The organism is Gilvibacter sediminis, assembly GCF_028561565.1.
GTDB classification, from domain to species: domain Bacteria; phylum Bacteroidota; class Bacteroidia; order Flavobacteriales; family Flavobacteriaceae; genus Gilvibacter; species Gilvibacter sediminis.
Map to the genome: position 1 here is coordinate 423,973 of NZ_JAQQTE010000022.1, position 14,356 is coordinate 438,328.

Annotated in this window: 12 protein-coding genes and 1 rRNA gene; 5 read left to right on the top strand and 8 right to left on the bottom strand. The window is 43.2% G+C overall.

All coding sequences use genetic code 11. The annotated features are described in order from the left end of the window. Window position 1: 1 nt before the first annotated feature. A complete protein-coding gene (locus POW22_RS14130; RefSeq protein WP_272833409.1) occupies window positions 2-832 on the bottom strand; it encodes an SAM hydrolase/SAM-dependent halogenase family protein in 831 nt (276 codons plus the stop codon). Window positions 833-992: 160 nt separating this feature from the next. Between POW22_RS14130 and POW22_RS14135 the strand changes: the two genes are divergently transcribed. Next, the gene (locus tag POW22_RS14135) at window positions 993-1,946 is read left to right on the top strand and encodes a PhoH family protein (RefSeq protein WP_272833410.1); all 954 of its coding nucleotides are present in this window, start codon (window positions 993-995) and stop codon (window positions 1,944-1,946) included. A 1-nt stretch (window position 1,947) separates the two neighbouring features. After that, window positions 1,948-2,898 carry a phosphoribosylaminoimidazolesuccinocarboxamide synthase gene (locus tag POW22_RS14140; RefSeq protein ID WP_272833411.1) on the top strand — a complete coding sequence of 317 codons (951 nt, stop codon included), beginning with the start codon at window positions 1,948-1,950 and terminating at the stop codon, window positions 2,896-2,898. On the opposite strand, the gene POW22_RS14145 is transcribed toward POW22_RS14140, so the two are convergent. Both POW22_RS14145 and POW22_RS14150 read right to left on the bottom strand, forming a co-directional pair. Continuing rightward, window positions 2,895-3,266, bottom strand: a complete 372-nt coding sequence (locus POW22_RS14145) for a DUF1304 domain-containing protein (protein WP_272833412.1) — start codon at window positions 3,264-3,266, stop codon at window positions 2,895-2,897. The two genes, POW22_RS14140 and POW22_RS14145, sit on opposite strands and share 4 nt — an antisense overlap. 1 nt (window position 3,267) lies before the next feature. After that, a complete protein-coding gene (locus POW22_RS14150; protein WP_272833413.1) occupies window positions 3,268-4,533 on the bottom strand; it encodes an acyloxyacyl hydrolase in 1,266 nt (421 codons plus the stop codon). Window positions 4,534-4,643: 110 nt separating this feature from the next. Between POW22_RS14150 and POW22_RS14155 the strand changes: the two genes are divergently transcribed. Next, window positions 4,644-6,017 (top strand): alanine/glycine:cation symporter family protein, encoded by a 1,374-nt coding sequence (locus tag POW22_RS14155; protein ID WP_272833414.1) that lies wholly within the window; start codon window positions 4,644-4,646, stop codon window positions 6,015-6,017. On the opposite strand, the gene POW22_RS14160 is transcribed toward POW22_RS14155, so the two are convergent. The 5 genes from POW22_RS14160 to POW22_RS14180 form a co-directional block, all read right to left on the bottom strand. Further along, window positions 6,014-6,985, bottom strand: coding sequence for a hypothetical protein (locus POW22_RS14160; RefSeq protein ID WP_272833415.1), 972 nt, complete (start codon window positions 6,983-6,985; stop codon window positions 6,014-6,016). The genes POW22_RS14155 and POW22_RS14160 overlap by 4 nt on opposite strands. Beyond that, a complete protein-coding gene (locus tag POW22_RS14165) occupies window positions 6,945-8,375 on the bottom strand; it encodes an MBOAT family O-acyltransferase (RefSeq protein ID WP_272833416.1) in 1,431 nt (476 codons plus the stop codon). The genes POW22_RS14160 and POW22_RS14165 overlap by 41 nt, the downstream gene beginning before the upstream one ends. A 147-nt stretch (window positions 8,376-8,522) precedes the next feature. Then, complete coding sequence (locus POW22_RS14170; RefSeq protein WP_272833417.1) at window positions 8,523-9,974, bottom strand: membrane lipoprotein lipid attachment site-containing protein; 1,452 nt, start codon at window positions 9,972-9,974, stop codon at window positions 8,523-8,525. Window positions 9,975-10,093: 119 nt separating this feature from the next. Next, window positions 10,094-11,497, bottom strand: coding sequence for a hypothetical protein (locus POW22_RS14175; RefSeq protein WP_272833418.1), 1,404 nt, complete (start codon window positions 11,495-11,497; stop codon window positions 10,094-10,096). A gap of 143 nt (window positions 11,498-11,640) precedes the next feature. Then, window positions 11,641-12,726: a M42 family metallopeptidase gene (locus tag POW22_RS14180; protein ID WP_272833419.1), complete on the bottom strand. Its 1,086-nt coding sequence runs from the start codon at window positions 12,724-12,726 to the stop codon at window positions 11,641-11,643. 99 nt (window positions 12,727-12,825) lie between these two features. On the opposite strand from POW22_RS14180, the gene POW22_RS14185 reads away from it, so the two are divergent. Both POW22_RS14185 and POW22_RS14190 read left to right on the top strand, forming a co-directional pair. Next, window positions 12,826-13,518 carry a DUF4294 domain-containing protein gene (locus POW22_RS14185; protein WP_272833420.1) on the top strand — a complete coding sequence of 231 codons (693 nt, stop codon included), beginning with the start codon at window positions 12,826-12,828 and terminating at the stop codon, window positions 13,516-13,518. 554 nt (window positions 13,519-14,072) lie between these two features. Next, a 16S ribosomal RNA gene (locus tag POW22_RS14190) occupies window positions 14,073-14,356 on the top strand; the annotation flags it as partial.

Below are 14,356 nucleotides of genomic sequence, written 5' to 3' on the forward strand. Positions count from 1 at the left end.
ACTATAGAAATTTTACAGTTACGGTATCGCGGTAGCCCAAACCAAAAAGGGTAGAGGCGCTTCCCACGGTACTCGGGTTACTTTTATAAATGGCCAGCTCTAAATAGCCAGAAGAGTTCCAAACGGCCAACTTTTTACCGTCTTCCTCCCTGCGGTCTGGATGCACATCAAAGTTAATGGCATCGCTATAACGTTCAAAGACCTTATTGAAGCGCACCGTTCGGGCAGAAATATTAAAGCCACGACCTTTACGCGTATTCTCAAATAAGGTTCGATTGATATTGGTGATCACATTGCCGTAATTGTCAATATAAATAACATTCCCAATGATCTGGGAGGTATCTGCATTGATCACAGGAGTAATCCCTTTGAGTTGTTTTATTTGCTGAATATCCTTCCCAATAACATCCAAGGTCCCGCCACGAGCAATGTGGCAGGCTACTTCCACAAACACGTCCAAAACTGGGAAATTACTCTTTAAACGATCGTGAATGTTGATCTCTACCATCTTTTCTGGTCGGAATTCCTGAGTGATCATGGAAATGATACCATTGTCCGCGCAAACAAAATAATGTCCGTCCAAATAAACGGCAATATGCTTATTCTCCGGATTGAGTTCTGAGTCAATTCCGATGATATGAATAGTCCCTGCCGGAAAGCTTTTATAAGCGTTTTGAATAATGTAAGCCGCTTCACTGATGTGAAAGGGCGAGATGGAGTGGGAAATATCTACAATCCGCACCTCGTCTAGTGCGCTGTAAATGCCTCCTTTTACTGCTCCTGCAAAGTGATCTTTCTCTCCAAAATCAGTTGTTAAGGTGATAATTGGCATCCCTTGGATTGTTGATATTTTGTTAACTTTTTGAGGTAAAAATAACCTACATTTGAAACGAACCTCGGAAGCAGTTTGACCCTACGGAAAAACTACAACGGCGTTCGAAAACAAAACTAAGTATTTCTATCTTTATTGCAATCCTAAAACCACCTCGCTTTTGAACGAGCTTATTATTGAAATCACCGAGATCAATCCTCGGGAACTGTTTGGCCAACACAACGCCAATATAGAACTGCTAAAAAAGTACTTTCCCAAGCTAAAGATTGTAGCGCGCGGCAGTAAGATCAAAGTATATGGAGACGAAGAATTGTTGGAGGAATTTGACAAGCGCTTCAATATGATCCTGGAACAATTCGGTAAATACAACAAGCTGGATGAAAACGTGATTGAACGTGTACTGACCAGCGAGAGTCGTGCGGATTATGAAACCGATCAAAGCAGCGGTGAGGTTATCGTTCACGGCGTAAACGGACGTTTGATCAAACCACAAACAGTCAATCAACGCAAATTGGTAGAAACCATGCGCAAGAATGATATGGTATTCGCCATAGGACCTGCAGGAACAGGAAAGACCTACACTGGAGTTGCATTAGCTGTAAAAGCCCTGAAGAATAAAGAAGTGAGACGCATTATTCTAACGCGTCCTGCTGTGGAGGCTGGAGAAAATCTCGGATTCCTTCCCGGTGATCTGCAGGAGAAGTTAGATCCGTACATGCAGCCGCTTTATGATGCACTGCGGGATATGATCGCTCCAGAAAAACTAGCATCATATATAGAAAAGGGAGTCATTCAAATTGCGCCTATGGCCTTTATGCGTGGTCGTACCTTAGACAATGCCTTTGTAATTCTTGACGAGGCTCAGAATACTACCCATGCTCAAATGAAGATGTTCTTGACCCGTATGGGTAAGAATGCCAAATTCATGATCACAGGAGATCCGGGGCAGGTGGATCTGCCGCGCCGAGTGATCTCTGGACTTAAAGAAGCCCTTTTAGTGCTTAAGGATATCAACGGAGTTGGCATAGTCCATTTAGATGATAAGGATGTGATTCGTCACCGCTTGGTCAAGAAAGTAATTGCTGCGTATAACCAAATTGAAAATCGCAACTGAAATGAAGGGAACTCTGATGTCCACTGATTTTAATTTCCCAGGTCAAAAAAGTGTTTACCGTGGGAAAGTAAGAGAGGTTTATACTCTAGATAATGATATTTTGCTGATGGTCGCTACAGATCGTCTCAGCGCTTTTGACGTGGTTATGCCTCGCGGTATTCCGTATAAAGGGCAGATCTTGAATCAGATCGCTACGCAAATGATGCGAGATACAGAAGATCTAGTTCCAAACTGGCTCGTTGCTACTCCAGACCCTAACGTGGCTATTGGAAAAGCTTGTGATCCTTTTAAGGTGGAAATGGTGATTCGCGGTTATATGAGCGGCCACGCTGCCCGTGAATACAAGGCTGGCAAACGCATGCTTTGTGGCGTGCCTATGCCAGAAGGGATGAAAGAAAATGACCCCTTCCCAGAGTCGATCATTACTCCGGCGACCAAAGCCGAAAAAGGAGATCATGATGAAGATATCTCTCGTGAGGATATTTTAAAGCGAGGGATTGTTTCGGAGGCTGACTATACGGTCTTAGAAGATTATACCCGCAAACTTTTCCAACGCGGAACCGAGCTCGCTGCCAAACGCGGATTGATCCTCGTAGATACCAAATACGAGTTTGGTAAGACCAAGGATGGAGAGATTGTTTTGATCGATGAGATCCACACGCCTGATTCGTCACGTTACTTTTACGCAGAGGGCTATCAAGAGCGCCAAGATCGCGGGGAGAAGCAAAAGCAACTTTCCAAGGAGTTTGTGCGTCAATGGTTGATCGCTAAAGGATTCCAAGGTTTGGAAGGGCAAACAGTACCTGAAATGAGTGATGAATACATCGACAGCGTATCAGAACGCTATATTGAACTCTTTGAGCACATTACAGGAACTGAATTTCAGCGTGCCGATCTCTCGAATATCACCGAGCGAATTACTTCAAACGTAAATAATTACTTGAACGCTTAGGCGTAGTACTTTAGGATCAATAAGATCTGTCCTATTAAGGCGGGAATTCCTTGTACTAAAAAGATCTTTTTGCTCACGCTGATCGTACCGTAAATACCGGCCACTAATACACAGGACAGGAAGAAGTGCGCTACTTTATCAGCCCACACCTGGTCTGTGATAAAAAGCGACCATATTAATCCTGCTGCGAGAAAACCATTGTATAAACCTTGGTTAGCAGCCATACTTTTGGTGGGCTTAAAGAGTTCTTTTTTGAATCCTCGGAACACTTTAGGTCCGCGTGATTCCCAAGCAAACATTTCAAAATACATGAAATACAGGTGCAGCAATGCGACCAATGATACGATTACTCTAATTGCGATGTCCATACTATTTTGAGTTTTTGCGTTTCCATTGGTAGACGTAACCAATGCTGAATTCCGTGAAATCGGCCTGCCCTAGATTGGCCTGTAAATGGGCCCCAAGGAATACATTGTGTCTAGGCGATTTCTCGTTGCCGATGAAGTAGTATTTAAGCCCTAAACGAGAGGAGATGAGCTTTTTGATCTGATATTTAGAGTTGAATTCCCCCAACTGCCAGCTCTCAGGAACTTCCCGAGGGGTATTGTCCCAACCCTCATTCAAGCGCCAATCAATTTGATAACCCGGTTTGTGTAAATTCACCCCAAGCTGCAAATCCAACCCGATGTGATTCAGCAGGAACTCTCCATTAAAAGTAATGGCAAAATTACTGGCGTAACGCCACGGATCTTCTTTAAAGAAGTCAAATTCTCGTCCGTCTTGAACCAAGGATTCATTGTTCTTTATATAATCGTAATAGTGTTTATACAAGCGATAACCAAAACCAATACCCAGTTTAAAGGTGTTGTTGTACACCCGCCCAAATTCGCCAGCAAAGCTGTAAACGCTGCGTTGATCGTTTATGGCCAGTGCCAATACATTGAAACCTTGTCCATAGCGAATAGAGATATAGTTCTGAGTGCTTTTGTCATAGGTGGGTAAACTGCCTTCTGCTAATAGTTCAAACTCCGGTTCGTGAAAAGCTACAGAAACACTGGCCAAAACCGAATTATACCCTTGGTTTAGCAGGCGCGTATGTCCGTTGGAGTGGTGGGAATAGTTGATCCCAAAATGCCAATCGGTGTTCGTTGTTTGTAAAAACCGATAGTAAAAAGCCGTTCTAAAAGCCCAAGTAATGTCTGTGGTGACCGCTTGATTGTTGGGGTTTTTAGTGGCGTCAAATTTATCGGTATGATAGGATCCACCCATACCCACACGGGCGGTGAATTTATCATTTTTGAAAAGTCTAAAATGCACATAGGGAATAACAGACACTGCTAGGCCCAAACTGTCTCGGTTACCAAAGTTGGTCAAGCCTAATGACAAACCGGTTACCGGAGCTTTTAAGCGTTGTGCCCATTGCTGCGGATTGTTGGCGTTATTCATGCCAAAGTTCATCACAAACTGATATTGCAGACCAGTGTTTGGAAAGTTGCTGTTGGACTCAAAGGTCTGTCCGACTAAAAATTCTGGGTTTAGAATTCTGGCGTTGGTTCTCCAAGAACTTTCGTTTTCTTGTCCAAAGGCTGTAAAAAAAGCAAAAACAAAAAGGAAGACGCAGCTAAAGTGCCTCATAGTTGGTTGTTAGTTGGTGCAGTCAAATTAGGGTAAGTTTCCCAATTGACAAAATATGCCAGAGGACAAAAATAATAATGGTATTTTAGGCTTTTATTTAGCAGCGCAGCATGGAATTACTCGATAAGATCGTAGCCGAATTTGCCTCATTTGTATGGGGATTACCTTTATTGATCCTTCTTATTGGAGGTGGATTGTATTTGCTGATTCGATCCAGATTCTTACCCTTCCGCTATTTAGGACATGCTATCAATGTGCTGCGCGGAAAATACGACGATCCTGACGATCCCGGTCAGATCAATCACTTTGAAGCTTTGACCACAGCCTTATCTGCAACGGTAGGGATGGGGAACATTGCCGGAGTGGCAGTCGCCATTGCACTAGGAGGTCCAGGAGCGGTCTTTTGGATGTGGGTCTCTGCTGTAGTGGGGATGTCGACAAAATTCTTTACTGCCACCTTGGCAATCTTGTATCGAGGAAAAGACAGCGCGGGTGAAGTACAAGGCGGCCCCATGTATTTTATTGAAGAGGGGCTGGGTAAAAAATGGAAGTTTATGGCTGTATTCTTCAGTATGGCCGGAATGATCGGAGCCTTACCGGTTTTTAACGTAAACCAATTGACTCAGGCCATCAATGATATCCTTTTAATTCCGAATGACATTCAAGTCGGGTTTGAGTCTAATTTGATCATCGGATTGATCTTGGTGGGGATCACTACCGTAGTAATTGTTGGCCAATTATCTCGAATTAGTAAAACAGCAGCCAAGCTGGTACCGTCCATGGTCCTGCTTTATTTTGTTGCTGTGCTTTATATCCTCGGAGTCAATTTTGATCAAGTTCCTAAGTACTTAAGCCTTATTGTGACAGACGCTTTTAGTGCGGAATTGTATTCTGGAGAACCGCTCTTTGGTGGTGTAGTCGGTGGACTGATCCTTCTGGGGATACGCCGCGGAGCTTTTTCTAACGAAGCCGGTATAGGTACGGCGCCTATGGCTCACGGAGCGGCCAAGACCAGCGAGCCTACCCGTGAAGGTCTAGTGGCTATGTTGGGTCCTGCAATTGATACCTTGATCGTATGTACGCTTACTGCTCTGGCTATTTTGGTAACGGGAGTTTGGGAAACCAGTGGCGCTAACGGAGTCTCTTTGACGGCATCTGCCTTTGAGAACAGCCTGCCGGGAATTGGAAGCTATATCCTGCTGATCTGTATAGCTGTCTTTAGTATCTCTTCTTTGTTCTCCTATTCTTACTACGGAAGCAAATGTATGAGCTACCTCTTTGGAGCGCACAATAAAAAGTACTACAACATCTTCTATATTGGAAGCATCATCTTAGGGGCGACTACTTCTTTAAGTCTTATGATCAATTTGATCGATGGTGTTTTTGCACTGATGGCGATTCCAACCATGCTGGCCACCATAATTATGGCGCCGCGAGTTTTAAAGGAGTCACGCCGTTATTTCAAAGCCTTAAAGAAGGATTAATTTGTGTTGAGCAGGCTGTCTAGCTGCTTGGTGAATTTCTCTGCCCCATCTGGGTTGAGGTGATTGCCATTTCTAAAGTCGGTGACCATATAACGCGGATCGGTCTCTGAGATCAATAAGCGTACCTCTGGATAAGCAGCAAGCAAGGCTTGAAGCGTACTATCTCTTCGCTTTAAAATATTCTGATCTCTTTTTTCATTGTAATTCGCAAAAGTGGGCGGGCTAATAATTACCACCTCTAAACCGTGGTTATTGCAAAAGGCCAGCATGTCCTTAAAGTAAGCGGCATTGTATGCTAAGGTTTCTTTGGACTCTCTTCTGCTGATGTTTATCGGGTCGTTGAGGATCTTTTGTAGGTCGTAATTCAACTTTTTAAAGCGTCCTTTATAATTATTCAGTTCAAAGCCATGTCGATTGAATTGAGGCAAACTGTCCTTGACGTAATGTCCCAGGAGTTGTTTGGTAAAAAAACCAGGATGCGACATATACAAAAGGCTGTCTGCCGGAGTCGTTGCTCGGTCAAAGGTGTTGATCCCGTAATATTTTAGGAACACCGGGCGTTTCCAATAATATTTGGAGTTATGTGGAATTTCAAAGTGTCCGTAAGACACCTCAAAGACCACTGTTTTTAAATTAGGAAGCCGATCTACCAACCCCTTGAGCAGCTCAAAATCAGTATTGTGGTGTTGTGCGCTAGAACTGATATTGAGTGTGTTCTTGCTGATCAAAGACGCGTCGACGCTATTTTTAATTTGCGAGGAACCAAATACGGCAACTTCTATATCTGCGGCTTCCTTATTTAAGTAGTCACCGACAATACTGTAGGTACTCGGAATTTTACCGACCATCACCTCTAAAACAGTAGCAATGATCACTACCGGTATGAAGAAGATCACCACCGGCAGCCCAAAGCGCTTGAGGATCGCCTTAAAACTGGAAATAGATGAATTCTTCTTTGGGTCCGGCATATCGAAAGATAAAGAATATAAACAGATAGTACATAGCCCAACGCGCTACACGTCCGGTCTTGGAATCGATTTTTACAAAAGGATGGTCTTGATTTCTCGTAAAATATTCCATCAGAATTAAAAGAGGAATAAACAGCACGCGCCATCCGATCTCTAATGAGAAAGGTTCTGAGGGAACACCCTCCAAAATTCGACCAATGATATAAAAGGCCATATCTAAGTTCTCCGATCTAAAAAAGATACAGGAGGTCATGATCAAAGTAAAACTGTAGATCACTGTAAGGCCTAAGGGCATTTTAGTGAGGTAGTAGTTTATGTTGACCACTTTGCCCTTAATGGTTACAGGAATGCGTTCTATAGAAATGGTTAAGGCTTGGAAAAGCCCAAAGACAATAAAGGTCCAATTGGCACCGTGCCACAGACCGATCAGTCCCATAGAAATGAAAAGTGCTCCGGTGCGCACCAAATAGTTCTTACTGTTCTTAGCCAGCGGCCCGTAAACATAGTCTGTAAACCATTTGGTCAAGGTAATGTGCCAGCGTTGCCAGAATTCTGCAACAGACCTCGATAGATAAGGTATGTTGAAGTTCTTACTCAGTCTAAAACCAAACAAGCGAGCAGTTCCAATAGCAATGTCTGAATAGCCGGCAAAGTCACAATATATCTGAAAAAAGAACAGCACTGAAGCGTAGAGTAGGGAAAGGCTTCCGTGATCCTCTGGACTGGCATAAATGGTATTGACCACCACTGCAGCATTGTCTGCCACAACCACCTTTTTAAAGAGCCCCCAAAGGATCTGCCTCAAGCCGTCTTTGGCTAGATCTAGATCAAATTTGCGCTCTTTATCAAACTGAGGCAATAGATTGCGGGCACGTTCAATAGGACCGGCCACCAACTGCGGAAAAAAGCTAACAAAGCACAAGAAGTTCAAAATGTTTGTACTCGGTTTAATTCTTTCCCGATAAACATCTATGCTGTAGCTCAAGGTTTGAAAGGTGTAAAAACTCAATCCTACGGGCAGAATAATCCGCAAGGAACTGAATACGTAATCCTCTGCATTTAGCGCGAAAAGCTCGCTGAATCCGGCGATAAAGAAATTGTAGTATTTAAACAGGAAAAGCACACCCAGGTTCCACACCACGCTCAGCGCCAGTATACTGTTCTTGCGTTCTTTTGTTTGAGCTTTTGGGAGCAAGATCCCTACGTAATAATCAACTATGGAGCTGGCAAAGATCAGCGATAAGAAACGCCAATCCCAAAGGCCGTAAAAGATATAACTGGCTAATAAAAGAACCAGATTCTGTTGTCTTATATTTTGCCTGCCGATCGCCCAATACACCAAGAATGCAATGGGGAGGAATAATCCAAAACTAAGCGAGTTGAATAGCAAGGGCCTTAAGTTTGTCGCAAATATAAACAAAATGCTTCCGTGACCTATGCGTGTCTCTACTTAGTGGGGCCATAGATTCTGAATTATGACTGCATAAAAAAACCCGGACGATTCGCCCGGGCTTTCTATATATTTTAAAAACTGGAATTAGTCATTATTAATAGTAATTGCATCAATTCCGATTTCGTCTCGAGATCCGCTTCCAGAAATATCGTCGGTACTCCATCTGATATACAAGAAGTCACCATTTGCTAGAGTAATACCACCTAAGGGAGCAAGTAGTGAGACGCCAGAGCGATTCTCAGAGATGAAACCTTCTCCTGCCGCTGCAGCTTCAACCGTTGCAAAATCTGCCGCTGGTATGTCTGTGTAAGAAACACCATCTGCAGAAACTGAAAGTGTCAATGAGTTAGATCTTGCTTGGTCATTGTTAGACCAAATGGTATAGCTTACAAACAACTGATCTTCCTCTCCACCAGAGGTGTTCTGGTAACGATACTCGATATATCCAGGAGTAAAGTCACTACCTGTTGGTTGAATCCCAACTATTCTATTAGAAGTAGAGCTATTCTCAAAGGAATAGATTCCACCAGAACCTACACCTCCGTCAACATCAAGACCACGCGCACCATCTCCACTTGTTACAGTTCCTCCATAGGCTAAACCACCATCTGAAGCTCCTCCATAACTAAAGAAGTCAGAGTCTAGTTGTCCAGCTGTGGGGCTTGGTGCAAAGCCAGATCCGTCAAAACCTTGGAATCCTTCGGCAACACGGAAGAAACAATCGTTATCTGATTGAAAAGTTCCAGTCAGCATTCCAAAGGCAGAATCAAAACTCCAAGTTCCGGTTACACCTTCACAGCCAAAAGTACTTGCTTCACGATAAGCGCCTTCCCAGTTCAATCCAGGTACACTTCCGGCACCGTCTAACTTTGCAGAACTAACTACTGTTCCGCTGTTAGTAGCAAATGATTGGGCGTCTACAGCTTGGTTTCCTGTAGGCGAACCGTAGTTATTACTTCCAAGAATGATCTGCGTGGTGAGATTCGTCGCATTCCCATAACCGTCAGGGAAGACTACATTAAAGGTCTGAGTCACCCCAGTTCCCAATGTAGGGTGGGTTCCACAATCCAAACAAACATAAGTTCCTGTGAGGCTCAGTGGCACAGAACCACCTTTGTGAGCTACAACAAGGATATCAGATTCTTTACCAGCAAACAAAGCGTTGCTCACAACAGGGTTGTCACCAGCAGTGTCTACAGTAAAGTCAAAACTCATTTTGTCGTTGTAGAAGTGAAGGTTTTCAATAGCGCTACTCACGTCTACAGCTTCTTCTGCGGTTAGGGTATATTCTTTACCGTTAGCTAGTGTAAGGGTGGCCTTAGCCAAGGTGTTAATTGAATTTACTGAAGGAAACTCAATGCTCACTGTAGCTCTTGTTTCAGAATCCATAGTGGTAAAGACTCCAGAATAGTTGGTTACTAAAGCTTCAGAAATACTGGCTTTAGCATTGGCATCTTGATTTTCAACAGCAATTTGGTCTTCGCTACACGCGGTTAATACAAGCGCGGCAAATAGGGGTAATAGTATTTTTTTCATGAGGTTAATTTTTCAGTGTTTAAAAGTACGAGGATTCAATAGCTTAACCAAGCTAATGTTGGCGTTATAAAAAAACCCGGACGAATTGCCCGGTTTTTTTTGATTTGGTATTATACCTCTTAATTAACTTCCTCGAGAAGATAAAAGTTGTCAATTGCGATATCCTCATCTCCAGAATTCAATTGGAATTGGATTCTAATGCTTACTGTACCAGATCCTGAGGGGTTTGTTGTACTGTTGTTTTGGAAAGTTCCAACAAAATTGTCAAAGACATTGGTCACTTCTTTTCCGTCACCAAATCCGTCACCGTTGGTGTCCACACGTGGCGTATTGTTAAAAGTTGAACCTCCTAATTCTCCTTCAATCGCGATGATATCAGTCCATATCGTATTATCAAAGCTGTATTGCACGATCACGTTATCAGAATCGTCCCAGTCTTGGTTGGATCCATCGTCGTCTTCTGCTAATAAAAGGTCTACAAACAATTGTTCATTACCAGTAACCAAGGTAATGTCGGTGAATTCTAAATAGGCAGGAAGAGTAGCTCCTTCACCATCAATATCTTGAGCGGCAAAGAAGAAATTTTCTACAATATTATCAACTACATAGGCGCCCCCAATGTCTGAGCCGTCTGTACGTAAAAAGAAGTCTGTACCACCGTCGGTGAATTCAGCAGTGCTTGTGGTGTAGGCTCCTGGGGTGCTTTCAAAATCTTCAGCAGCTATAATTCCGGTACATCTTTGATCGGTTGCAAAGATACCAGACTTGTTATTAGCACTTCCTGTAAAGTACCATTGTCCGATTAATTGCCCACAATCAGCAAGGCCGTTTCCGTATATAACGGTTCCGCTCCAATTTACAGAACCAGCACCAACAGTAATGGATCCAGTGTCATTAATATCGCAGTAATCAAAGTTTCCAGCGGCCGCACAGCCACTCTGAGCACCATTCCCATTAAAGGTATTGCCATTAAAACTGGTTTGCGCGGTGTAGGTTTGGTCTCCTGTTCCGTCCCCAGAGATCATAACGTTAAAAGTTCTTGGATTCGGATTTCCGCAAGTATTACAGATGTAGGTTCCCGTTAATGAGGTTACCGGAGCGCGGCTGGTGGATTTGGCAGTAATGATATCTGCTGCCTCCTTTAAATAGATTACGTTACTTACCGTAGCGTTTGAGCCGTCAACATCGGCAGAGAAGTTGAAGCTAACTTCCTTACCTTCAAAAGAGACTAAGTCAATAGCTTCTCCTTTTAGGATTGGAGATGTGCTTCTGGCAACTGTAGTTGTGCCATCGCTAAAATAAAGTGTAGCCATAGCCACTTCTTCATCGAGGATTTTAATCGTTACAGTGGCGCGTTTATCACCTTTATCGGTAGTAAATACACCTTCGTAGATTCCAAAATTAGAATTGTCAAATGCTTTTAGGTCGAAGGCAGAATCTGCCGGAGCTGTCAGTTCTTGCTCGTCCTGAGAACAAGCCACCATAAATAGGGCGCTTAGTGAGAGTATTAGTAGTTTTTTCATGGGTAAAAATTTAGATGTTAAAAGTACATGTATTCAATAGCTTAACCAAGGGCTTTACAATTAGATAATCCAGAATTTATCAATTGATTATAAAAACAAAGATCCCGAAGCTGAGGCTCGGGATCTTATATGATTTTAAATGCTTAATCGAAGTAACTAAAGCTTTCTCCGTCTTTAATTCTCAAGACAGACTCGTAGATCAGCTTAATGACATTCTCCACATCTTCACGGTGCACCATTTCTACTGTGGTGTGCATATAGCGCAGCGGCAAAGAGATCAGGGCAGAGGCCACCCCGCTATTGCTGTAGGCAAAAGCGTCCGTATCTGTTCCTGTGGCTCTAGATAGGGCAGAGCGTTGGAATGGGATGTCATTGTCTTCCGCAGCTTCAATGATCAGATCTCGAAGCTTCTGTTGTACAGCAGGAGCGTAGGCAATCACTGGCCCTTCGCCGATCTTCTGATGTCCTTGCTTCTTTTTGTCGATCATTGGAGTTGTGGTGTCGTGGGTCACATCGGTCACAATAGCAGCGTTGGGTTGAATCCGCTCTGCGATCATCTGCGCTCCGCGCAAACCAATTTCTTCTTGTACGGAGTTGGTCACATACAGACCAAAAGGCAATTCCTTTTTGTTCTCTTTTAAAAGTCGAGCAACCTCGGCCACCATAAATCCACCCATACGGTTGTCTAAAGCGCGGCAAACAAACTTGTCTTTGTTCAAAACGTGGAACTCGTCGGGGTAGGTGATCACACAACCAACATGCACGCCCATTTCTTCTACTTCCTTCTTGTCTTTGGCTCCAATGTCAATAAAAATATTCTCTGGCTTAGGGGCTTCTTCCTTAGATCGATTGCGCGTGTGGATAGCTGGCCAACCAAAGACTCCTTTCACAATTCCTTTTTTGGTGTGAATGTTTACCACCTTAGACGGAGCTATTTGGTGATCACTCCCTCCATTGCGAATTACATATAATAATCCATTATCGGTAATATAATTGACATACCAAGAGATCTCGTCCGCATGCCCTTCAATGACCACCTTATATTTAGCGTCCGGGTTGATCACACCAACAGCAGTACCGTAGGTATCTGTAATAAAGGTGTCCACATAAGGTTTTAGGTACTCCATCCAGAGTTTTTGACCGTCCCATTCGTATCCGGTAGGGGCTGCATTATTGAGATAAGCCTCCAAAAAGGCCATTGATTTTTTGTTTAATATGGATTTTGCCATTGCGGGTAATTGTTTAAGAACTCAAATTTACAAATTTTAACTAGGCCTATTGGGACGGCTTTTATTAATTTTGGAATGGTTTTAGCAGCCACATCAGTCATGAAAAGAAACCTACTTATATATATAGGAGTATTTCTGTTGAGTCTCAACTTCTCGGTTCAGGCTCAGGATGAGCGTGAGAATGGTGTGGTTGAAATTGATAGCAGTGAGCGCTTCTTTTATTTTGTAGAAGGAGATACCATTCCCAGAGAGTTCATAGACCTAGAAGAGGTAGTACTGCTCAATAAGCTGGAATTCACCTCCAAAGAAGATCGCCGACGGTATTTGATCCTCCGCAGAAAAACTAGAAAGGTATATCCTTATGCCAAGTTGGCTGCAGAACGCTTGCTTTCCTTGCAACAGCGTTTGGACAGTATAGAAGATAAACGCCTGCGTAAAAAATACACCAAGCGTATTCAGAAATATATAGAAGGAGAGTTCTCAGAACGCCTCAAAAAGCTCACCCGTACAGAAGGGCAGATCTTAGTCAAACTCATATACCGGCAAACAGGCAGAACGGCCTTTGATCTGGTGAAAGAACTGCGGACCGGATGGCGAGCTTTCTGGTACAACACTACAGCGAGTATGTTTGATATTTCGCTTAAAAAAGAATACAAACCCTTTGAGGTTAAAGAAGACTATTTGATTGAGGATATTTTGGAGCGCTCGTTCCAAGCCAATCTTTTAGAGCGTCAAAAGCCAGCCTTTGACATTGATTTTCTGGATCTTACCGATCACTGGGACAAGCAATAGCTGTTAATAAGTCTACAAATTTTATTTTGCCAGTCTCTAGATTGGTTGTATCTTAGTATTTCGCCTCTAGCCGTACCTGGCATTGTGCGACAATCGTTCTTAAATGTATTATGGGGTTACCGCGCCACGCTACTACAGGGCTTATAGCCCGTAGCAGACGTTTTGCGGTCGGGCTTTACGCTGCAATTCCTCGGTTCACCTTTGGTGCACCTGTGGGATTTACGCTACACTCCCTAACCCAGAATTCTATAAAACGTAACAAATCAAGGCGTTAGAAAGTGTTGAAAAAAAACTTCTAATTTTTTTTCATTTTGGTTTGGTTTAAAGAAAAACGGTGTTGTATATTTGCACCCGCTAAACGGATGAGTGACTACAAAACACGAGTTGGGTTAAGCGAAAAAGAAAGAACAAAAGTTCATTGATATATTGAATTGACAGTGTACAATACTAAAGGAAACTTTGGTGTTGAAACGAATAAACCGAGTAAAAATACCCTGAGAGATTTTTTTGGTCAAACTTGGATATAGTAGTTGTTTAAAATTATTTAAGATTAAACGATGAAGAGTTTGATCCTGGCTCAGGATGAACGCTAGCGGCAGGCCTAACACATGCAAGTCGAGGGGTAACAGGAAGGAGCTTGCTTCTTTGCTGACGACCGGCGCACGGGTGCGTAACGCGTATACAATCTGCCTTGTACTGGGGGATAGCCTTTAGAAATGAAGATTAATACCCCATAGAATATGACTGTGGCATCACAGAGATATTAAAGGTTACGGTACAAGATGAGTATGCGTCCTATTAGCTAGATGGTGTGGTAACGGCACACCATGGCGACGAT